We start from the raw sequence: 19039 nt of genomic DNA on the forward strand, positions 1-19039 counted from the left end.
TGACGAGGGCGAGGTGACGAACCGCGTCCGGCGAGAGTTACTTGCCCGCTTTCTTGTCGACTTTCTTGTCTGCCGGAGTTTCTGCCAGCAAGACCACCTTCTTCAGAATGATGGGACTGGTCGGCACATCGTTGGCGCGCAGAATGGGGCTGTAACCGGTCTGTACCTGAGCCAGTTTGTCCAGCACCTCCATCCCCTGAACCACCTGACCGAACACGGTATAACCCGCAGAGCCACCGGCGTTGAGGTTATTGTTGTCGACCAGATTGAAGTAGAACTGGCGAGTAGCGCTGTCGACCGCCTGGGTGCGAGCCATGGCGATGGAGCCACGCTTGTTGGGCAGACCGCCACGCGACTCGTTGACCACAGGCTCATAAGTCGGCAACTGCTGGAACTGCTGGTTGTAACCCCCACCCTGCACCACGAAATCCTGGATCACCCGGTGGAAGATACTGCCGTCATAGCTGCCATCAGCCACGTAGCGCAGGAAGTTCTTCACCGTCTGGGGCGCCTGCTTGGACGCCAACTCCACCACGATATTGCCGTGGTTGGTCTCCATTCTGACTTTCGGGCCCGCGAACGCCAGCGGAGCGATCAGCATGGCCAGCAACCAGAGTTTTTTCATCATCAGACCCCTGCACCGTTCGGTTGACCTTTCAGGTAACCGCGCAGCGCATCATCCGCCATGATCTGCTGCAGCACGCTACCCAGTTGCAGGTTCAGTGTAGACTCCAGGTCGGCCATGCTTGGCTCGCTCGGGCTCTCCTTGCTGGAGGACATGTTGAACTGCTTGGTCAGACGGTTGCCCTGGAAATCGGCGATCACCTGCAGGCTGACGCGGGATTTGGTGACATAGGTAAAGGTCTTCTCTTCCACATTGACTGCGGCGTTGGAGATCACCAGCGTCAGGTTGGTGGTGCCACTGTTGCCCACTTCCAGACCCTGGCTGCGCAGCCCTTCGGCCAGCCGCTCGGCCATCAGCAGGTTGAGTGGACGCTCGCTGTTGACCAACACGGGTGCTTTCTCTTTATGTTTGATGGAGAAGACGTAGGCAGCCTCACGCTTGTCTACCCCTTCCATGGTGATGCGATTGCCAGAGTAGTATTGCTGGTTGGCGGGGATCACCTGCGGATTGAGCAGCGCTGTCTCCGGCCAATGAGTGGCACACCCTCCCAGCATCAGGGCGGCCAGCAGCAAGAGTGACTTTTTCATCATGGTTTCCTTTGGCTTTAGCGTTTGATGGCTTTCAAAATAACGAATTTGCTGTTCGACGCAACGACTTGTGCGTTGGCAAACAAGCGCTTGAGTTTGTTGTGATAGTCCAGATGACGGTTGCCTACTATCCAGAGTTCACCCCCTTGAGGCAACACCCGGTGCGCATCGCTGAACATCTGCCAGGCGATATGATCGGTGATCGCCTGCAGCTGATGGAAAGGAGGGTTGCAGAGGATCCGATCCGCCGAGCCGACCGCCACCCCGTCGAGACAGTTATTGACCATAAAACGGGCGCGCGGCAGTGCATCGGGCAGATTGTGCTCGACGTTGAGCTGTGCCGAGGCGACCGCCATATAGGATTCATCGATAAAGGTCACCTCCACCTCGCTGTCTTTGGCGAGCAGCGACAGACCCAGCACCCCGTTGCCACAGCCCAGATCGATCACCTTGCGGGCACTGTGGATGGGCAGGTTGTCCAGCATAAAGCGGGCACCAATATCGAGACTGGTGCGCGAGAAGACGTTGGCATGGTTGTGGATGAGCATGCCACTCCCCTCCAGCGGCCAGACAGTCGGGAAGGGGTTGGCCAGCGCGGGACGTTCTGCCTGCGGCTCGCAGTGAATGAGGCGCGCCTTCTTCCAGGCCAGCGAGGTACGGGTAGGCCCCAGATACTTCTCGAACAACTTGAGGGTGGAGGTATGAATATCCTTCGCCTTGCCGGCAGCGATAACGCGGGTTGCCGGTGTCACCACCGCACGCAATGCCAGCAGTTGCTGCTCCAGCAGTGCCTGATATTTGGAGACCTTGATCACCACCAGCGCAGGGGCATCGGGCAGCGGCGCCAGCGCATCCTGCAAGCGGATCCCGCCTGCATCCAGTCCGTTTTCGGCCAGATTGGCCAGGGTCGCCCGCTCACTGATGTAGGAGTCGGTGACGCAGCAGGGGGAGTGCGGATGCAGATAGGCGGCCAGCGCGCCAAAACCGTCATTCATGATGATGACGGGGCCCGCCTGCTCGAGGGGAGACTCCGCCAGGGTGTTGATCAGGTATTCGTCAGCCGCATCCCAGGCTTGCAGAGTCTCCTGACTCTGGCGCGGATAGCGGTAGAGCGTGAGCTGGCAATGGGGAGTGTCGAGAAGGGTTTGCATAGGAAGAGTCCAACCTCGGCTTGATTCGTGTATACAGGCGCCAGGGGCGACGCAAAGTGGCGCTATTCTAGCGAGGAGCAGGAATTTCACCAGTTCGATGCGCATCAAGGGGGCAACTGACGGGTGATTTCCCTCTTACGGGGGCTTATTCCATCCCGCGACTGCCGATAGAATGGCCAGACATTCACTCTGGAAGCCAATCCGATGACCATCCAACAACTGATTGAAGCCAAGCTGACCGCCGCCCTCTCCCCCTCCGTGCTGGAGGTGATCAACGAGAGCCACATGCACCGTGTGGAACCGGGATCTGAAAGCCACTTCAAGGTGGTGATCGTCAGCGAGCAATTTGCAGGGCTGCGGCTGCTGGCCCGTCATCGTCAGGTCAATGCGGTGCTGGCCGATGAGCTGGCCGGTGCCGTTCATGCACTGGCACTGCATACCTACACAGAGAGCGAGTGGCAGGAAAAAGGCCACGCCCCGCGCACCCCGAGCTGCGTTGGCAAACCGTCACTCTCCTGAAACCGGTTGTACCATAGGATTCCCCTCGAGAACCTGCCAACAAAAATTAAACAAATTTCCCCCATTGGCCCCGAAAAGGCTACATCCAAGGGGGTATATTTCGGCATCAAGGCTTTTTGCTGATAGTGGAGACAACGGCAAATACCCCCATCGAGGTATCGAAATAAAAAAACCTTTAAAACCACTACTTACAAGGTGTCAGGGGCTTATTCATTGCAGGTTAATTTTGTGATGGCACGGGGATTTTGCCCATTTGGCATGGCAGAAAATGCACCTTAAGTGGTAAACTCAAGCGCTTTTGAGTGAGCCTGCATGTTGAATAATTGTTGAGCCTGCCCACCTGGCGCAACCACAACACCGACTCATTCAACCACCCGTCGTGATGTATTTCTCGGCGCTAACCAACCTCTCCCGTAACGGTAGTGCAAGTAAGTATGATTACAATCAAAAGAGGACTGGACATCCCCGTGCTGGGTGCGCCAGAGCAAGTAATCTACGATGGCCCCGCCATCACCCGTGTTGCGACACTGGGCGAGGAGTTTGTGGGGATGCGACCTACTATGTTCGTCAAAGTAGGTGATCGCGTCATCAAAGGTCAGGATCTTTTTGAAGACAAGAAGAATCCGGGCGTTAAATTCACAGCTCCTGCCACCGGTGTGGTTTCAGAGATCAACCGTGGTGCCAAACGTGTTCTCCAGTCTGTGGTCATCGACCTCGACGGTTCCGATGAACAGGTGACGTTTGAGCATTTTGCCTCTGCCGAGCTGGCCAAGCTCGAGCGCAGCAAGGTGCAAGAGATCCTGGTCGCATCAGGTCAGTGGACTGCGTTGCGTACCCGTCCGTTCAGCAAAGTCCCCGCGGTAGCGTCTGCCCCGCGCGCCATCTTTGTAACTGCAATGGACACCAACCCGCTGGCAGCCGATGCCGAGCTGATTATCAAGGAACAGCCGCAGGCCTTCCTCGATGGTCTGGCCGTATTGACCCGCCTGACCGACGGCGCCGTCTACGTCTGTAAAGGCGAAGGCAGTCTGCCCCACTCTCCGCTGGCTCAGGTCAAGGAAGAGATCTTCGTTGGTCCGCACCCTGCCGGTCTGCCGGGTACCCATATCCACTTCCTGGATCCGGTCAGCAGCACCAAGGTGCAGTGGCACATCAACTATCAGGATGTGATTGCATTCGGCAAGCTGTTCACCACCGGTCAGATCTTCACTGACAAGGTGATCGCGCTGGCTGGCCCGAACGTGCTCAAGCCGCGTCTGCTGCGTACCCGTCTGGGCGCCTGCATCAGTCAGCTCACCAACAATGAGCTGCGTGCCGACGAAAACCGTATCATCTCCGGTTCTATCCTGAGTGGTGCCAAAGCCGAAGGTGTTCACGACTACCTGGGGCGCTACCACAATCAGGTTTGCGTGCTGGGTGAAGGTCGCGAGAAAGAGTTCCTGGGCTGGATCAACCCCAGCGCCAACAAGTTCTCTATCACCCGTACCACCCTCTCTCATCTGATGAAGGGCAAGCTGATCAACTTCACCACCACTACCAACGGTAGTGACCGTTCCATGGTGCCTATCGGCAACTATGAGCGGGTGATGCCACTCGACATCCTGCCGACCCTGCTGCTGCGGGACATGGTCTCCGGCGATACCGACGGTGCGCAAGCACTGGGCTGCCTGGAGCTGGATGAGGAAGATTTGGCGCTCTGTACCTTTGTCTGCCCCGGCAAGACAGAGTACGGCCCGATCTTGCGTGAGTGCCTGACCAAGATTGAACTGGAAGGTTAAGCGATGAGTTTCAAGCAACTTCTTGAAAATATGGAACACCACTTCGAACCGGGTGGAAAGTACGCCAAGTACTATGCCCTGTTCGAAGCGGCGTACACCCTGTTCTACACCCCGGGTAGCGTTACCCGCAACGCCTCCCACGTTCGTGATGCGCTCGATCTGAAGCGCATGATGATCATGGTGTGGCTGGCCGTGTTCCCGGCCATGTTCTGGGGCATGTACAACGTTGGTAACCAGGCGATTGCCGCCATTGCCCACATGGGCTCGGCTGCTGGTGCCAGCAGCTGGCAATATGCCCTGGCTACCATGCTGGGCGCCTCCCTCGATCCGGCTGTAGCCGGTATCGGCAGCAAGATGCTGATCGGCGCCACCCACTTCTTCCCGATCTACATCACCGTCTTCTTTGTCGGTGGTTTCTGGGAAGTGCTGTTCGCCATGGTGCGCAAACACGAGATCAACGAAGGCTTCTTCGTGACCTCCATTCTGTTTGCCCTGATCGTGCCGCCCGAGCTGCCCCTGTGGCAAGCTGCGCTGGGTATCACCTTCGGTGTGGTGATGGCCAAAGAGGTGTTCGGTGGTACCGGCAAGAACTTCCTGAACCCGGCGCTTGCTGGTCGTGCGTTCCTGTTCTTCGCCTACCCTGGCCAGATCTCCGGTGACGCCGTGTGGGTTGCCGTTGACGGCTTCTCCGGCGCGACTGCCCTGAGCCAGTGGGCCCAAGGCGGCCAGATGGCGCTGATCAACGGTGCAACCGGCCAGGCTATCAGCTGGATGGACGCTTTCCTGGGTAACCTGCCGGGTTCCATCGGTGAAGTCTCTACCCTGATGATCCTGCTGGGTGCCGCCATGATCGTCTACATGCGCATCGCCTCCTGGCGTATCATCGCCGGCGTGATGATCGGTATGATCGCCACCTCCCTGCTGTTCAACGTCATCGGTTCCGATACCAACCCCATGTTCAACATGCCGTGGCACTGGCATCTGGTACTGGGTGGCTTCGCCTTCGGTATGGCCTTCATGGCAACCGACCCTGTCTCCGCAGCCTTTACCAACAAAGGCAAGTGGTGGTACGGCGCCCTGATCGGCGTAATGGTCGTGCTGGTTCGCGTGGTCAACCCTGCGTTCCCGGAAGGCATGATGCTGGCCATTCTGTTTGCGAACCTGTTTGCTCCCCTGTTTGACCACTTCGTCGCTCAGGCAAACATCAAGCGGAGGATTGCTCGTGGCGTTTAATAAAGATTCAACCCTCGGCACCGTCAGCGTGGTCACCGGCCTCTGTCTGGCCTGTTCCATCGTGGTATCCGTTGCCGCTGTGGGCCTGCGTTCTACCCAGCAGGAAAACAAGGCGCTGGACAAGCAGAGCAACATTCTCGCCGTAGCCGGTGTGGATGTGAGCGAAGTGGCCAAGCGCGACCTGGCCAAACTGTATGGCGAGAAGATCGAAGCGCGTCTGGTGGATCTGGCGACCGGTGACTTTGTTGACGGCGATGCCGACAACTTCGACACCAAGCAAGCAGCCAAAGATCCGGCCCGCAGCATCCGTCTTGCCGCCGCTGACGACAAGGCCAGCCTGCGTCAGATCTCCAAGCAGATCCCGGTATTCTTCGCCAAGGATGCCGAAGGCAAGATCGACAGCATCATCCTGCCCATCTACGGTCAGGGTCTGTGGTCGACCATGTATGCCTTCGTCGCCGTTGCCGCTGATGGCCAGACCATCAAGGGCATCACCTACTATGACCACGGTGAAACCCCGGGTCTGGGTGGCGAGATCGAAAACCCGGCCTGGCAGGCGCTGTTCAAGGACAAGAAACTGTTCGACCAGAATGGCATGCCGGCGCTGCGCGTCATCAAGGGCCATGCTCCGGCGGGCTCCGAGCACGAGATCGATGGTCTCTCCGGTGCCACTCTGACCGGTAACGGTGTACAGCATACCTTCGACTTCTGGATGGGTCCCAAGGGCTTTGGTCCTTTCCTGGCCAAGGTTCGTGCAGGAGAAATCAACAATGGCTGACAAGAGCGAAATGAAGAAGTTGCTGTTGACGCCTGTGCTGGGTAACAACCCCATCGCCTTGCAGGTGCTGGGTGTCTGTTCTGCACTGGCGGTTACCAGCCAGATGAAAACTGCGTTTGTAATGACCCTCGCGGTCATGGCGGTCACCGCCTTCTCAAACCTGTTCATCTCCCTGATCCGCAACCAGATCCCGAACAGCGTCCGGATTATCGTACAGATGGCGATCATCGCCTCACTGGTTATCGTGGTTGACCAGGTGCTCAAGGCGTACGCCTATGACATCTCCAAGCAACTGTCGGTCTTCGTGGGTCTGATCATCACCAACTGTATCGTAATGGGCCGCGCTGAAGCGTACGCCATGAAGAGTGCCCCGCTGCCCTCCTTCTTGGATGGTATCGGCAACGGTCTGGGCTATGGCGCCATTCTGCTGAGCGTTGCGACCGTGCGTGAACTGCTGGGCTCCGGCACCTGGTTCGGCATCGAGCTGCTGCCACTGGTGAACAACGGTGGCTGGTATGTGCCCAACGGCCTGCTGCTGCTGCCGCCGAGTGCATTCTTCATCATTGGTCTGATCATTTGGGGCGTGCGCACCAAGGATCCCAAGCAGGTGGAGGCGAAGGATTAAGGTATGGAACACTATCTGAGTCTGTTGATTAAATCGATCTTCATCGAAAACCTGGCACTCTCCTTCTTCCTGGGGATGTGTACCTTCCTGGCGGTGTCCAAGAAGGTAAAGACCTCCATGGGTCTGGGTATTGCCGTTATTGTGGTGCAGACCATCGCGGTTCCTGCCAACAACCTGATCTACAACTACGTGCTTAAAGATGGCGCTCTGGTATCCGGCCTGGATCTGAGCTTCCTGAGCTTCATCACCTTCATCGGTGTGATTGCAGCACTGGTACAGATCCTGGAGATGGCGCTGGACAAGTACTTCCCGGCACTCTACAACGCGCTGGGTATCTTCCTGCCGCTCATCACCGTGAACTGCGCCATCTTCGGTGGCGTCTCCTTCATGGTGCAGCGTGACTACAACTTCATGGAGTCTGTGGTCTACGGTGTGGGTTCAGGGGCAGGCTGGATGCTGGCGATCGTTGCGCTGGCTGGTATCCGCGAGAAGATGAAGTATTCCGATGTTCCGGAAGGCCTGCGCGGTCTGGGCATCACCTTCATCACCGCCGGTCTGATGGCGCTGGGCTTCATGTCCTTCTCTGGTATCTCCCTGTAATCGGCTTTCCTGCAATCAGAAAGGAACGATAGATGGAAATTATTTTGGGTGTGGTCATGTTTACCGTGATCCTGCTGGCACTGGTGGCAGTCATTCTGTTCGCCAAGTCCAAGCTGGTGACCGCGGGCGACGTGACAATCAGCATCAATGGTGACCCGGCCAAGGCTGTGACCAGCCCGGCCGGTGGCAAGCTGCTCGGCGTGCTGGCTGGCAGCGGTATCTTCGTCTCCTCCGCCTGTGGCGGCGGTGGCTCCTGCGGCCAGTGCAAGGTACGGGTGAAATCCGGTGGCGGCGACATTCTGCCGACCGAACTGGATCACATCAGCAAGGGCGAAGCCCGTCATGGCGAGCGTCTGGCCTGTCAGGTTACCGTTCGCTCCGACATGGATATCGAACTGCCGGAAGAGATCTTCGGGGTGAAGAAGTGGGAATGTACTGTTATCTCCAACGATAACAAGGCCACCTTCATCAAGGAGCTCAAGCTGCAGATCCCCGATGGCGAGAGCGTGCCGTTCCGCGCCGGTGGTTATATCCAGATTGAAGCCCCGGCTCACCACGTGCACTACAAGAACTTCGATATTCCCGAGGAGTATCGCGGTGACTGGGATCGCTTCAAGATTTTTGAGCTGGAGTCCAAGGTCGATGAGCCAATCATCCGTGCCTACTCCATGGCCAACTATCCGGAAGAGTTCGGCATCATCATGCTGAACGTGCGTATCGCGACCCCGCCGCCCAGCAACTGGACTGCCCCTCCGGGACAGATGTCCTCCTACATCTTCAGCCTGAAGGCTGGCGACAAGGTGACTATCTCCGGTCCGTTCGGTGAGTTCTTCGCCAAAGACACCGATGCCGAAATGGTATTCATCGGTGGTGGTGCAGGTATGGCGCCGATGCGTTCCCATATCTTCGACCAGCTGCGTCGCCTGAAGTCCAAGCGCAAGATGAGCTTCTGGTACGGTGCCCGTTCCAAGCGCGAAATGTTCTATGTCGAAGACTTTGACATGCTCGCCGCCGAGAACGAGAACTTCACCTGGAACGTCGCCCTGTCTGATCCGCAACCGGAAGACAACTGGGACGGCTACACCGGCTTCATCCACAACGTGCTCTACGAGAACTATCTCAAGAACCACGAAGCACCGGAAGATTGCGAGTTCTACATGTGTGGACCTCCGGTGATGAACGCTGCCGTCATCAACATGCTCAAAGACTTGGGCGTTGAAGACGAAAACATCCTGTTGGATGACTTTGGTGGTTAATCCATGCACAGTGTTGTAAAGACCTGGCTAGCCTTCGGGCTAGCCTTTTTCTTGACTGGGTGCGGTCAGGAGACGGTCCAATCCAAACCGGAGATCCACATCACCGGCAGCACCATGGGCACTTACTACTCCATCAAGGTGGCGGACAGCGCCATCAGCGATCCGGCCAAGCTTCAAGCTGAGGTGGATGTGTTGCTGGAGCGGGTCAACGACCAGATGTCGACCTATCGCCCCGATTCCGAACTGTCGCGCTTCAACCAGAGCCGTGACAACAAACCGGTAGTGGTCTCCCGCGATACCGCACGGGTCGTCACAGAGGCCATTCACATTGGCCGTGAGAGCCAGGGGGCGCTGGACGTCACCGTTGGCCCCTTGGTCAATCTGTGGGGCTTTGGCCCGGACAAGAAGCCGACCAAGGTCCCTTCCGATGAGCTGATCACCCAGACTCGCCAGAAGACCGGTCTGGGCAACCTGCACGTCATCACCTCGGTGGATGCCGACACCCTGCAAAAAGACATTCCGGATCTCTACGTCGATCTCTCCGCCATCGCCAAGGGCTTTGGTGTGGACAAGGTAGCCGAGTATCTGGAGTCACTGGGTGCGCGCAACTATCTGGTGGAGATTGGCGGCGAGCTGCGGATCAATGGCGTCAACGGCAAGGGTCACCCCTGGCGCGTGGCCATCGAGAAGCCCACCGCAGGCACCGGCACGGTGCAAGAGGTGATCGTGCCCGGTGACAACGGGGTGGCCACCTCCGGCGATTACCGCAACTACTATGAACTGGATGGTCAGCGCTTCTCCCACACCATAGATCCGCGCAGCGGCAAGCCGATCCAGCACCGTCTGGTATCGGTCACCGTGATCCACCCCTCCTGCATGACCGCAGACGGGCTGGCCACCGTGTTTATGGTGATGGGGACCGAGAAGAGCCTGGCCTATGCCAACGAGCGCGGCCTGGCGATCTTCGTGATCACCAAGACCGACAACGGCTTTGAAGAGGCTTACTCCGATGCCTTCAAGCCCTATCTGGTCAAGAAGTAAGAGGTAGAGATGCAGATATTTCTGATCACCTTTGGGGTATTCATGCTGGTGATAGCCGCCATGGCTATCGGTTACATCTTCCAGAAGAAGACCATCTCCGGCTCCTGTGGCGGTCTGGGTAGTGTCGGCATCGAGAAAGAGTGCGATTGCCCGGAACCCTGCGACAACCGCAAGAAGAAGATGGCCCAGGAAGAGGCCCGTCGCAAGATGCTGGAAGAGAACCGCATCATCTGATGACTCTGGTTTTTCGGTAAACAAAAGCGCGTCATCGGCGCGCTTTTTACTGGCCGTTATCTTGCGTTAACGGTCAGGGCTGACGTTCGATATAGAGGATCACCTCACCCAGATGGATACCGAACTTGCTGATCTCGGCACGATTGATCAGACGCTCTTCGTCCAGCAGGTACATCCAGTCATCGAAGCTCACCCGCACCACCTCGCCATCCGGTAGCGCCAGATCGAGCTGATAACGCCAGTTGAGGGCGAACCCTTGGCTTTTACCCACCGCCTCTCCCACCACATCGGAAGCAGTACCTCGCCAGTGACCGTCAACCCCCTTGCTCAGATACCAGGTACGGGTCTGCTGGCGGCCATCGTCAAAGTAGAACTGCTCGAACAGCTCTCCCTTGCCATCCTTCCAACGACCCATCATCTCGACCCGAAAGCGACTGGTCACTTCGCCGCTGCGGTCGGTCACCAGGCCGTGAGCCACCAATTTGCCGTTGAAGAAACGGGCGAGATCCCAGTTTGGCCCCTGCCCCCGATAGTCATCGAGACTGGCACCACAGCCGCTCAGCAGCAAAAAGGGGAGCAACAGCAACCAGCGGTATGCACGATAGAAGGACATCAAAGACTCCATGTTCAGGGTTGGCCACGCAGGCGGCGGGTCAGGGCGGGATCGCGGCTGTTGTCAGCCAGCCAGATGGCGAGAAAAGCGTCCGAGAATTGCGGATCGGCCAGAGTGCCGAGGGGTTTTTCCTGCCACCAGAAGTGGCCTGCCCCGCCCTTGTCGACATAGAAGGTGAGCTTGTCGCCTGCCTGCACATCGGGCCAGAGTGCTGCGAGCTGGCCGAGCCAGCGCTGACGCTCGGCGTCAGAGCCAAGACCGAGCCGCTGCCACTCGGCGGCGGTAGCGCTCAGCAGATCTTGCCGCTCGATGGCTCTGGCATAGATGAGTGTCAGTGCCTGCGGATAGTGACCGGGCTGATAGCGCCCGCTTTCACTGTAGAGGGTGGCATCGTAGAGCTTGAACCAGAGCCAGTTCATCTCCCCCTGCCCGACCGGGCGCAGCTGCTGCCAGGGGGCGGCAGAAGCCTGCACTGCGGTTGCAGCCAAGAGCGTAAACGCCAGCAGTAGCGGGTTAATTCCACCCCATATGCCAGTGGTTGGGGTCTTCCAGTTCATGCCAGTCCATCTCCTGTTCTTGCAGGGTGTTGATATCCTGCATCACCACCTGCACCAGCCGCCCCTGCGCATCCCGCTGGCAGGCAACCACCAGATAGAATCGATCAGTCAGCTCATGCTGGCTCTCTTTGGTCCATTTAGAAAAAAGCAACGAGTCGGTCGAAAAGGTGTTTGTCATGACTCACCCTCCAGCTTGACCATTACCCACAGGAGTACGGGTAACCACCACATCCAGATCACTGCCAGCAGCGCCGTACTGATCCAGATGCCCCAGGGTAAGTTTACTGCCCCCATGGCAGCCCCCGCCACATAGGAGGAGGCACAGCCAAATACGCCAAACAGCGCCTGCTGCCAGCGAGGCAAGCGCAGCAGCCAGCGCATACCGTGGGCCAGCGTCAGGGCAAAACCGAGCCAGAGCAGCACCAACCAGAGGGGAAAACCGGACGGGAACCGGAACAGGCCGAGCTGCCAGAGCAGGACATCCAGCAGACAGCCAGCAACCGCGATGGGGATCAGACGCCAGTCACGCAGGCGGCTGGGTGAGAAGAGAAAGTGCAGCAGCAACATTGCCAGCAGCGGGCCCGGCTGCTGCCACTTCACCGCCAGCAACCAGTAGAGGTTGAACCCCAGCAGGTGAGCCCACTGCCACATGGTCAGTGACCGCTTACTGGCACATCACCCGACCAGCCAGCAGGCCCCGGCTTGGCGGCCTCCAACTGCACCAGACTGATGGTGCGCTCCCAGAATCCCCCCTCGCAATAGGCGAAGTAGAAGTGCCACAGCCGGATGAAATCCTGGCTGTAACCGAGCTTGGGCAGCTCGGGCGCCAACGCCAGAAAGCGATCGCACCAGTGAGCCAGGGTGCGGGCATAGTGATGGCCGTGATCGTGCAACCGCACCAGCTGCATGTCGGTCTCCCGCGCCAGCAGCCCCGCCATCTGGGAGACACTCGGCAGGCAGCCACCGGGGAAGATGTAGCGCTGGATGAAATCAACCCCGCGCAGATACTGGGCATGGCGCTGATCGGCGATGGTGATGGCCTGGATGAGCAGACGGCCACCGGGCTTGAGCAGCCGCGACAGCTGGCGGAAATAGTCGGGCAGGAAAGCGTGCCCTACCGCCTCGATCATCTCGATGGAGACCAACTTGTCATAGGTGCCCTCCAGCTTGCGGTAATCCTCCAGCAGCAAGGTGATGCGATCCCCCAGCCCCTCCCGCGCAATCCACTCCTTGGCGTAGTCATGCTGGGCCCGGGAGATGGTCGTGGTGGTCACCCGGCAGCCATAGTGGCGGGCGGCATAGACGGCTAGGCCGCCCCAGCCAGTGCCGATCTCCAGCAGATGATCGTCAGGCCCCAGCGCCAGTCGCTCGCAGATGGTGCGCAGCTTGGCCTGCTGTCCCTCTTCCAGAGTGGCCTCGGCGCTCGGATAGATGGCGCTCGAGTACTGCATATGGCTGTCGAGAAAACCCTGATAGAGGGTATTGCCGAGATCGTAGTGGGCGGCGATGTTGGAACGCGAGCCGGTCAGGGTATTGCGATTAAGCCAGTGGCGCACCTTGTTGAAGGGGAAACTGAGCCAGCCTAAGCGCCGCTCGAGGGAGTCGAGCAGGGTCAGGTTGCGGGCCAGCAACCGCACCAGCGCCACCGGATCCGGGCTGGTCCAGAGCCCCTCCACCCAGGTTTCTCCGGCGGCAATACTGCCCCCCAGCAGCAGGCGACGATAGAAGGCCGGATCCTGCACCACCAGTTCGGCATGCAGATCGGTGCCCGCGACGCCAAAACTGTGGCGCTCACCGCCATCCCGCAGCAGCAGTTGGCCATGTTCGAGGCGACCCAGCAGATTGAGCAGCAGTTGTCTTGCCCCCTTGTCGATGAAAGAGGCAGAGAGGGTTGATTGAGCAAGTTCCATTAGCGGCTCTCCGGATGGGTAAAAATCGGGGTTCGTTTGATAAATAGACGCAGGGCCTGCCAGTAGATCCCGAGCAGCACCTTCATGGTCATCCATGGCCAGCGGGCCAGTAGGGCTACCAGCCCCTTGCGCGACAAGGGTTCGCGAGTGAGCGCCAGGGTTGCGTCAAACAGCTTGGCTTCACCGGATACGGGATGACTCTCGATGTGGATCAGTGTCTCCTGTGCGGGCGGCCTGATCCGCCAGTGATAACGCATCGCCAGCCCCATAAAGGGGGAGACGTGAAAATCCTTGTCATGGGGCGCCAGCGCCGCCAGATCGAGCAGGTAGTAGTGACGCTCGTTCCAGGGGGTGTTCGACACCTCTGCCAGCAGATAGCGTGCCTCGCCCTGCCGGTAGCAGAAGTAGAAGTTGACCGGGCTGAAGTAGAACCCCAGACAGCGCACATTGCCGAGCAGCAGTACCCGCCCCTCGGGCTCGGCATCGCCACCCAGCTCGCTCACCTTCTGCCACACCGCCTGCTTGAGGCTTCCCTCACTCCCCTTGAGATAGTCATGGCGGTGAAACGAGAGCAACCCAGCCCGCTCCACCCCGAACCAGCGCCCCTGATCGAGCTGCGGCAGTTCGTCGAGATCCAGTCCCAGCATAAAAAGGCTGTAGGAGAAGGCGTGAGCCCGCGGTGCAAAACGGCGGTGGCGCACCGAGCCCAGCCAGATGGCGCTGGTGACGCCAGACAGTTCGTCGGCACCCTCATGTTCGGTGGCCACGGTGGCGCCGTTCATAGCTCGGCTCCGAAGCGCCTGGCGACATCCAGCGCGCTGCGCACCCCATCCTCATGGAAGCCGTTGTACCAGTAGGCACCACAGAAGTGGGTGTGTTGCTGGCCGCAGATCTCCGCGCGCCGCTGCTGGGCGGCAATAGAGGCCTGATTGAACACCGGATGGTGGTAGATGAAGCGGCGCAACACCTTGCTCTCATCCACCTTGCCCTTGGGATTGAGGCTGACGCAGAAGGGCTCTGGCGAGTTCACCCCCTGCAGGATGTTCATGTTGTAGCTCACCAGCGGCCGCGCCTCGTCATTGCCATCGAGCTGATAGTTCCAGCTGGCCCATGCCTTGCGGCGGGTGGGCAGGCAGCGCGCATCGGTATGGAGCCAGACATCGTTGGCCTGATAGGGCATGTCGCCGAGGATGGCCTGCTCCCGCTCGCTGGGATCCGCCAGCAGCGCCAGCGCCTGATCGCTGTGGCAGGCGAAGATCACCTCATCAAACCGCTCCTCGCCGTAACTGCTCTGGATCACCACGCCATCTGCGTCCCGCCGTACGCTCTGCACCGGACAGGCGAGGCGGATCTGCGACTGCCAACCCGCGGTAAGGGGGCCGATATATTCCCGCGAGCCGCCCGGGATCACGTACCACTGGGGGCGATTGGCCACATCCAGCAGGCCGTGGTTGGCAAAAAAGCGCAGGAAGAAGCCAAGGGGGAAGGCACGCATATCGGCCAGGGTCGATGACCAGATTGCCGCCCCCATCGGCAAGATGTAGTGGCGGGCGAAGTAGTCGCTAAACTCCCCCGCCAGCAAAAAATCCCCCAGGGTCAGCTCGGGGCCAGCCCCCTGATGTTGACCATCTGCCAGCCAAGCCCGAGCCTCCCGGTTGAACCGCAAAATCTCGGCGACAAAGCCGTAGAAACGGTGGCTCAACAGATTGCTGCGCTGGGCAAACAGGGTGTCGAGGTTGTGGCCGTTATACTCCAGCCCCTCCGGGCTCTTCACCGAGAAGCTCATCTCGGCCGGTTGCCGCGCCATGCCGATCCGCGCCAGCAACTTCAAGAAGTTGGGGTAGGTGCGATCGTTGAAGACAATAAAGCCGGTGTCGATGGCATAGCTGCGGCCAGCCTGATGCACATCGACGGTGGCGGTGTGGCCGCCCAGGGTCGGCGCTGCCTCGAACAGGGTTATGTCATGGAGTTTGTGGAGCAGAAAACCGGCGGTAAGCCCCGAGATCCCTGAACCGACGATGGCGATCTTTTTCTTCATGAATGGCTTCCTTTCGATACGAGTGCGCGGCCAAGGCGCAGCCAGAGCCCCACCGGCAGCGCACCAAGCAGGCGCAGCAGCCAGATGAAACGGCGGGGAAAGTGGATTTGGTGACGACCAGAGGTCAGCCCGTCCATGATGGCGCGGGAGGCCTGCTCCACCGTCACCAGGCAGGGCATGGGAAAATCATTTTTGGCGGTGAGCGGCGTCTGGACAAAGCCGGGGCGGATCAGGGTCACCCCGATCCCTTTGCTGGCCAAATCGAGGCGCAAGGTATCCGCCAGATAGTCGAGGGCCGCCTTGGAGGCGCCATAGGCCTCGGCTCGCGGCAGCGGCAGCCAGCTCACCGACGAGCTGACGATGGCCAGCCGAGAGCCCGCACCGAGCAACGGCAAGAAGGCGGCCAGCGCATGGCCGGTGGCGGTCAGATTGGTGTCGATGACACGGGCAAACAGCTCGCTGTCAAACCCCTCCGCCACATCCATGTACTCGCAGTTGCCTGCGTTGAGGATCAGCAGATCGAGGGATGGCAGCGTAGCAGCCACCCCGCTCATTGCGGCCAGATCCCGGGCATCGAACTGCAGCGGCGTGACGCCATCCAGCCCCAGCGCCTGCAGCCGTTCGCCATCGCGGCCACAGCCCCACACCTGCCAGCCTGCCCGCCGGTAATCCAGTGCCAGTTGACGACCGATGCCGGAGGTCGCGCCTGTAATAAGCACCCGGCCGCTCATGCGCCAAGCCTCATCTTGATAGTGCGCACCACGGGCCCAAGCAGCGGCAACTGCTCGTAGAGCATGGCACCCAGGTCAAAATAGTCCCGGTGCTGGCACACCTTGCCCGCCTCGTCGAATTCGAGGCGGGTGGCCCCCTCCACCGTCACCGGCTCACCACCACGCAATCTGGGGTGAGAGAAGGTCATGGTCCAGCCGAGCCAGGCCTGCGGCCCTTGCTGCTGCTGACTGGTGATGACGAAGCGACAGTAAGCGAGGCGCTGATAGAGGGCGGCAAAATAGTCGCCAAGGGCCGCCAGCCCCTCGATACAGTGGGCCGGATCGGTAAAGACCACCTGTTCGGCATAGACCTCGGGCAAGCGGTGCAACTGCTGTTTGTCCAGTTGCTGATAGAGGCCAATAAAGCGGGCCAGCGGCTCGTTCATCCTATTTCTCCAGAGAGCGAAACATCTCGATGGCTCTCACCCGGGCAACGGCGTGATCCACCATGGGTGCCGGATAATCCTGTCGCCCCTTGAGTCGCAGCCAATCGTGGGGCTGATGCACATAAGCGGCGGGAATATCGGCCAGTTCAGTTACCCAAGTACGGATAAACTCCCCTTGTGGATCAAATCGTTGCCCCTGAGTGGTGGGGTTGAATACCCGAAAATAGGGCGCCGCATCGGCGCCGGTACCCGCCGCCCACTGCCAGCCGCCGTTGTTGGCCGCCAGATCCCCATCGATGAGCCGGCTCATGAAGTAATCCTCCCCGAGCCGCCAGTGGATATGGAGATCCTTGGTGAGAAAGCTCGCCACTATCATTCGCAGCCGGTTGTGCATCCAGCCGGTGGTGTTGAGACAGCGCATCGCCGCATCGACGATGGGGTAGCCGGTACGGCCCTCGCACCAGGTGGCGAAGGCATCCGGATCCCAGCTCCACGGCAAGGCGGCAGTCTCCGCCTTGAATGGGCGATTCATGGAGAGGGTCGGGATCAGCACCAGCAGGTGGCGATAGAACTCGCGCCAGACCAGCTCATTGAGCCAGACAAAGCCGGGCTGGGCCTTTGACTGGGGCCGATAGCCGAGCCGCTGCTGGAGCGCCGCCACGCACTGGCGCGGGCTGATGATGCCCGCCGCCAGATAGGGGGAGAGCACGGACGTGCCCGCGATGGCAGGAAAATCCCGGGTCTCGCCATAGTCGAGCACCGCCTGCTCCAGAAAAATGTTCAAACGACGCAGAGCTTCCACCTCACCCACAGGCCAGCGGGGGTCCGCCGTCAGCTCGCCGAGCGCCTCATCAACCCACGCCCGCTCGGCCAGCGGCTGCCACGGCAACGACTCGCCACGGGGCGCTGGGGCGCGATGAATGACAAACCCCTCTTCATCGAGGGCCTTGAGCCAGGCTCGGCTGAAGGGGGTGAACACCTTGAACATCTCCCCCGAGCCGGTCAGCACCCGCCCCGGTGGCAATACGCAACAGCCATTGAGCCAGTGACAGCTCACTGCCTGCTCTGCCAGTGCGGCGCTGACGGCGTGATCGCGGCGCTGCTCATCGATCTCGATAGCCTGATTGGCATAGAGCTGGGTCACCCCCAGCTCGCGGCAGAGGTCTGACAACGCAGCGGGCGCCTCGGCAAAGGTCTCCACTCGCAACAGATGGAGCGGGATGCCAAGCGCCGCCAGCTCGCGGCCCAATTCATCTACCTGCGCCAACATAAAGCGCTGACGAATGGGGGCCATTTTGTGCTGCCGCCACTGGGTGGGGGAGATGATAAAGAGCGCGGCGACCGGTTCATCACCGGCGCAGGCATGCCGCAATGCCGGGTTGTCGGCAAGGCGCAGATCGTTGCGCAACCAGACCAGCTTCATGATTTTTTCCTCCCGCGTCCGCTGGTGCCAGCAGCATCTGGGGCATCCGCCATCAGCTCGGCAAGGCTTGCCTGCCAGCCATGGGCTGTAAGCCACTCATCGTCGTAGAGGCGACCCAGTTTGCCAAACAGGCGCGTGCCTGCGGGCCACCCGGCGGCCAGCTCCTGTTTGCCAAGCCCTGCCCCCAGCAATACCAGCCAGGAGGTAACGGCACGCCCCTCCAGCAGGCTGGCATGGCGCGGCTCGACCGCACCCAGCAGTTGCACCTCATAACCCTGACCGATCAACTCGTAGGCGGCCCAGACCAGCTCGAGGGGGCCAACCTGTCCCCAGCTCGCCAGCGTGATCGGCACGCCCTTCTCCTGCTCGATCAGGTGGCGGGCGAAGCGGGTATGGAGCCAGCCCAGCCACACCTGTTGCAGCAGCTCGCCATCGGGCCGCTCGCGCCACAGCCCCAGCAGCCGCTCCACCAGCGGTTGCAGTACCCGGCTGCGCACCAGCTCGAACGGGTAGCTCGCCAGCAGGTCGTTAAGCTCGGACTCCGCCTTGCGCTGGTTGAAGGCAAGCAGCGCCTGACTGAACTGCTCCAGGGTTTGCTGCCAGTGATCGCTCACCGGCTCGGAATGGGGTTCGCTCAAGAGCCCCTTCACCTGCCCGATATTCACTCCCCGCTCCAGCCAACTCAGGATCTCGCCGATCTGGCGAATATCCTGCTCGCTGTAGAGGCGGTGGCCCTTTTCGGTGCGGGCCGGTTGCACCAGACCGTAGCGGCGCTGCCAGGCACGCAGGGTCACGGCGTTGACGCCGGTGAGACGGGAGACCTCGCGAATGGGGTAGATCCCCTCATCAGCGAGAGGAGCAACTTCTTGCGATAAATCAGACATGACAACGTCCATCAAACAGAGGGGTAAGGCT

Annotated in this window: 23 protein-coding genes; 9 read left to right on the forward strand and 14 right to left on the reverse strand. The window is 59.9% G+C overall.

Annotated elements, in window-relative coordinates; all coding sequences use genetic code 11:
* Positions 1-37: 37 nt before the first annotated feature.
* The 3 genes from WBR25_RS15770 to WBR25_RS15780 are packed head-to-tail and all read right to left on the reverse strand — an operon-like array spanning position 38 to position 2363.
* A complete protein-coding gene (locus WBR25_RS15770) occupies positions 38-625 on the reverse strand; it encodes a peptidylprolyl isomerase (RefSeq protein ID WP_042053243.1) in 588 nt (195 codons plus the stop codon).
* A 2-nt stretch (positions 626-627) separates the two neighbouring features.
* Positions 628-1212 carry a YajG family lipoprotein gene (locus WBR25_RS15775; protein WP_005349692.1) on the reverse strand — a complete coding sequence of 195 codons (585 nt, stop codon included), beginning with the start codon at positions 1210-1212 and terminating at the stop codon, positions 628-630.
* Between the two features lie 17 nt (positions 1213-1229).
* A complete protein-coding gene (locus tag WBR25_RS15780) occupies positions 1230-2363 on the reverse strand; it encodes a methyltransferase (protein ID WP_216948125.1) in 1134 nt (377 codons plus the stop codon).
* Between the two features lie 204 nt (positions 2364-2567).
* Between WBR25_RS15780 and WBR25_RS15785 the strand changes: the two genes are divergently transcribed.
* The 9 genes from WBR25_RS15785 to nqrM all read left to right on the forward strand — a co-directional run bounded on the left by WBR25_RS15785 (position 2568) and on the right by nqrM (position 10427).
* Positions 2568-2882, forward strand: coding sequence for a BolA family protein (locus WBR25_RS15785; RefSeq protein WP_479748585.1), 315 nt, complete (start codon positions 2568-2570; stop codon positions 2880-2882).
* 434 nt (positions 2883-3316) lie between these two features.
* The gene (locus tag WBR25_RS15790) at positions 3317-4660 is read left to right on the forward strand and encodes a Na(+)-translocating NADH-quinone reductase subunit A (RefSeq protein WP_005349684.1); all 1344 of its coding nucleotides are present in this window, start codon (positions 3317-3319) and stop codon (positions 4658-4660) included.
* A gap of 3 nt (positions 4661-4663) precedes the next feature.
* Positions 4664-5893 (forward strand): NADH:ubiquinone reductase (Na(+)-transporting) subunit B, encoded by a 1230-nt coding sequence (locus WBR25_RS15795; RefSeq protein ID WP_005338642.1) that lies wholly within the window; start codon positions 4664-4666, stop codon positions 5891-5893.
* Entirely contained in the window at positions 5883-6671 is a 789-nt protein-coding gene (locus WBR25_RS15800) for a Na(+)-translocating NADH-quinone reductase subunit C (protein ID WP_005338643.1), read from the forward strand. The genes WBR25_RS15795 and WBR25_RS15800 overlap by 11 nt, the downstream gene beginning before the upstream one ends.
* Positions 6664-7296, forward strand: a complete 633-nt coding sequence (locus WBR25_RS15805; protein WP_005338644.1) for an NADH:ubiquinone reductase (Na(+)-transporting) subunit D — start codon at positions 6664-6666, stop codon at positions 7294-7296. The genes WBR25_RS15800 and WBR25_RS15805 overlap by 8 nt, the downstream gene beginning before the upstream one ends.
* Positions 7297-7299: 3 nt before the next feature.
* Complete coding sequence (gene nqrE, locus WBR25_RS15810) at positions 7300-7896, forward strand: NADH:ubiquinone reductase (Na(+)-transporting) subunit E (RefSeq protein WP_005338645.1); 597 nt, start codon at positions 7300-7302, stop codon at positions 7894-7896.
* A gap of 32 nt (positions 7897-7928) precedes the next feature.
* Complete coding sequence (gene nqrF / locus WBR25_RS15815) at positions 7929-9152, forward strand: NADH:ubiquinone reductase (Na(+)-transporting) subunit F (protein ID WP_005338656.1); 1224 nt, start codon at positions 7929-7931, stop codon at positions 9150-9152.
* A gap of 3 nt (positions 9153-9155) precedes the next feature.
* Positions 9156-10193, forward strand: coding sequence for an FAD:protein FMN transferase ApbE (locus tag WBR25_RS15820; protein ID WP_005338666.1), 1038 nt, complete (start codon positions 9156-9158; stop codon positions 10191-10193).
* Positions 10194-10202: 9 nt separating this feature from the next.
* Positions 10203-10427, forward strand: coding sequence for a (Na+)-NQR maturation NqrM (nqrM, locus tag WBR25_RS15825; protein ID WP_479748589.1), 225 nt, complete (start codon positions 10203-10205; stop codon positions 10425-10427).
* Positions 10428-10500: 73 nt separating this feature from the next.
* Here the strand turns inward: nqrM and WBR25_RS15830 are convergent, their stop codons facing one another.
* Genes WBR25_RS15830 through WBR25_RS15880 form a run of 11 tightly spaced genes read right to left on the reverse strand, consistent with a single transcriptional unit; the run spans position 10501 to position 19008 of the window.
* Complete coding sequence (locus tag WBR25_RS15830) at positions 10501-11040, reverse strand: DUF3833 domain-containing protein (protein WP_479748591.1); 540 nt, start codon at positions 11038-11040, stop codon at positions 10501-10503.
* Between the two features lie 14 nt (positions 11041-11054).
* Positions 11055-11597, reverse strand: a complete 543-nt coding sequence (locus tag WBR25_RS15835; protein ID WP_479748593.1) for a chalcone isomerase family protein — start codon at positions 11595-11597, stop codon at positions 11055-11057.
* On the reverse strand, positions 11554-11775 hold the full coding sequence (locus WBR25_RS15840) for a TIGR02450 family Trp-rich protein (protein WP_019445887.1): 222 nt from the start codon (positions 11773-11775) through the stop codon (positions 11554-11556). The genes WBR25_RS15835 and WBR25_RS15840 overlap by 44 nt, the downstream gene beginning before the upstream one ends.
* Positions 11772-12248: a DUF2878 domain-containing protein gene (locus WBR25_RS15845; RefSeq protein WP_479748594.1), complete on the reverse strand. Its 477-nt coding sequence runs from the start codon at positions 12246-12248 to the stop codon at positions 11772-11774. The genes WBR25_RS15840 and WBR25_RS15845 overlap by 4 nt, the downstream gene beginning before the upstream one ends.
* Positions 12249-12250: 2 nt before the next feature.
* A complete protein-coding gene (locus WBR25_RS15850; RefSeq protein WP_021230329.1) occupies positions 12251-13507 on the reverse strand; it encodes an SAM-dependent methyltransferase in 1257 nt (418 codons plus the stop codon).
* Positions 13507-14289 (reverse strand): DUF1365 domain-containing protein, encoded by a 783-nt coding sequence (locus tag WBR25_RS15855; protein WP_479748595.1) that lies wholly within the window; start codon positions 14287-14289, stop codon positions 13507-13509. The genes WBR25_RS15850 and WBR25_RS15855 overlap by 1 nt, the downstream gene beginning before the upstream one ends.
* Positions 14286-15545, reverse strand: a complete 1260-nt coding sequence (locus WBR25_RS15860; RefSeq protein ID WP_456690653.1) for an NAD(P)/FAD-dependent oxidoreductase — start codon at positions 15543-15545, stop codon at positions 14286-14288. Before WBR25_RS15860 ends, WBR25_RS15855 begins: the two co-directional genes overlap by 4 nt.
* Complete coding sequence (locus tag WBR25_RS15865; RefSeq protein ID WP_479748598.1) at positions 15542-16276, reverse strand: SDR family NAD(P)-dependent oxidoreductase; 735 nt, start codon at positions 16274-16276, stop codon at positions 15542-15544. The genes WBR25_RS15860 and WBR25_RS15865 overlap by 4 nt, the downstream gene beginning before the upstream one ends.
* Entirely contained in the window at positions 16273-16701 is a 429-nt protein-coding gene (locus WBR25_RS15870; protein WP_040096496.1) for a nuclear transport factor 2 family protein, read from the reverse strand. The genes WBR25_RS15865 and WBR25_RS15870 overlap by 4 nt, the downstream gene beginning before the upstream one ends.
* Position 16702: 1 nt before the next feature.
* Positions 16703-18124, reverse strand: a complete 1422-nt coding sequence (gene phrB, locus WBR25_RS15875; RefSeq protein ID WP_479748600.1) for a deoxyribodipyrimidine photo-lyase — start codon at positions 18122-18124, stop codon at positions 16703-16705.
* On the reverse strand, positions 18121-19008 hold the full coding sequence (locus tag WBR25_RS15880; RefSeq protein WP_479748602.1) for a MerR family transcriptional regulator: 888 nt from the start codon (positions 19006-19008) through the stop codon (positions 18121-18123). Before WBR25_RS15880 ends, phrB begins: the two co-directional genes overlap by 4 nt.
* Between the last annotated feature and the right edge of the window lie 31 nt (positions 19009-19039).

The sequence above is a fragment of the Aeromonas sp. MTB genome (genome assembly GCF_056632455.1).

Excerpts from the sequence above, each read along its gene's own strand:
- WBR25_RS15770 (WP_042053243.1), bottom strand. The coding sequence starts at position 625 with ATGAAAAAACTCTGGTTGCTGGCCATGCTGATCGCTCCGCTGGCGTTC.
- WBR25_RS15835 (WP_479748593.1), bottom strand. The coding sequence starts at position 11,597 with ATGAACTGGAAGACCCCAACCACTGGCATATGGGGTGGAATTAACCCG.
- WBR25_RS15865 (WP_479748598.1), bottom strand. The coding sequence starts at position 16,276 with ATGAGCGGCCGGGTGCTTATTACAGGCGCGACCTCCGGCATCGGTCGT.
- WBR25_RS15840 (WP_019445887.1), bottom strand. The coding sequence starts at position 11,775 with ATGACAAACACCTTTTCGACCGACTCGTTGCTTTTTTCTAAATGGACC.
- phrB (WP_479748600.1), bottom strand. The coding sequence starts at position 18,124 with ATGAAGCTGGTCTGGTTGCGCAACGATCTGCGCCTTGCCGACAACCCG.
- WBR25_RS15845 (WP_479748594.1), bottom strand. The coding sequence starts at position 12,248 with ATGTGGCAGTGGGCTCACCTGCTGGGGTTCAACCTCTACTGGTTGCTG.
- WBR25_RS15795 (WP_005338642.1), top strand. The coding sequence starts at position 4,664 with ATGAGTTTCAAGCAACTTCTTGAAAATATGGAACACCACTTCGAACCG.
- WBR25_RS15775 (WP_005349692.1), bottom strand. The coding sequence starts at position 1,212 with ATGAAAAAGTCACTCTTGCTGCTGGCCGCCCTGATGCTGGGAGGGTGT.
- WBR25_RS15880 (WP_479748602.1), bottom strand. The coding sequence starts at position 19,008 with ATGTCTGATTTATCGCAAGAAGTTGCTCCTCTCGCTGATGAGGGGATC.
- nqrE (WP_005338645.1), top strand. The coding sequence starts at position 7,300 with ATGGAACACTATCTGAGTCTGTTGATTAAATCGATCTTCATCGAAAAC.
- WBR25_RS15830 (WP_479748591.1), bottom strand. The coding sequence starts at position 11,040 with ATGTCCTTCTATCGTGCATACCGCTGGTTGCTGTTGCTCCCCTTTTTG.
- WBR25_RS15790 (WP_005349684.1), top strand. The coding sequence starts at position 3,317 with ATGATTACAATCAAAAGAGGACTGGACATCCCCGTGCTGGGTGCGCCA.
- nqrM (WP_479748589.1), top strand. The coding sequence starts at position 10,203 with ATGCAGATATTTCTGATCACCTTTGGGGTATTCATGCTGGTGATAGCC.
- WBR25_RS15850 (WP_021230329.1), bottom strand. The coding sequence starts at position 13,507 with ATGGAACTTGCTCAATCAACCCTCTCTGCCTCTTTCATCGACAAGGGG.
- WBR25_RS15805 (WP_005338644.1), top strand. The coding sequence starts at position 6,664 with ATGGCTGACAAGAGCGAAATGAAGAAGTTGCTGTTGACGCCTGTGCTG.
- WBR25_RS15860 (WP_456690653.1), bottom strand. The coding sequence starts at position 15,545 with ATGAAGAAAAAGATCGCCATCGTCGGTTCAGGGATCTCGGGGCTTACC.
- WBR25_RS15870 (WP_040096496.1), bottom strand. The coding sequence starts at position 16,701 with ATGAACGAGCCGCTGGCCCGCTTTATTGGCCTCTATCAGCAACTGGAC.
- WBR25_RS15855 (WP_479748595.1), bottom strand. The coding sequence starts at position 14,289 with ATGAACGGCGCCACCGTGGCCACCGAACATGAGGGTGCCGACGAACTG.
- WBR25_RS15780 (WP_216948125.1), bottom strand. The coding sequence starts at position 2,363 with ATGCAAACCCTTCTCGACACTCCCCATTGCCAGCTCACGCTCTACCGC.
- WBR25_RS15785 (WP_479748585.1), top strand. The coding sequence starts at position 2,568 with ATGACCATCCAACAACTGATTGAAGCCAAGCTGACCGCCGCCCTCTCC.
- WBR25_RS15820 (WP_005338666.1), top strand. The coding sequence starts at position 9,156 with ATGCACAGTGTTGTAAAGACCTGGCTAGCCTTCGGGCTAGCCTTTTTC.
- nqrF (WP_005338656.1), top strand. The coding sequence starts at position 7,929 with ATGGAAATTATTTTGGGTGTGGTCATGTTTACCGTGATCCTGCTGGCA.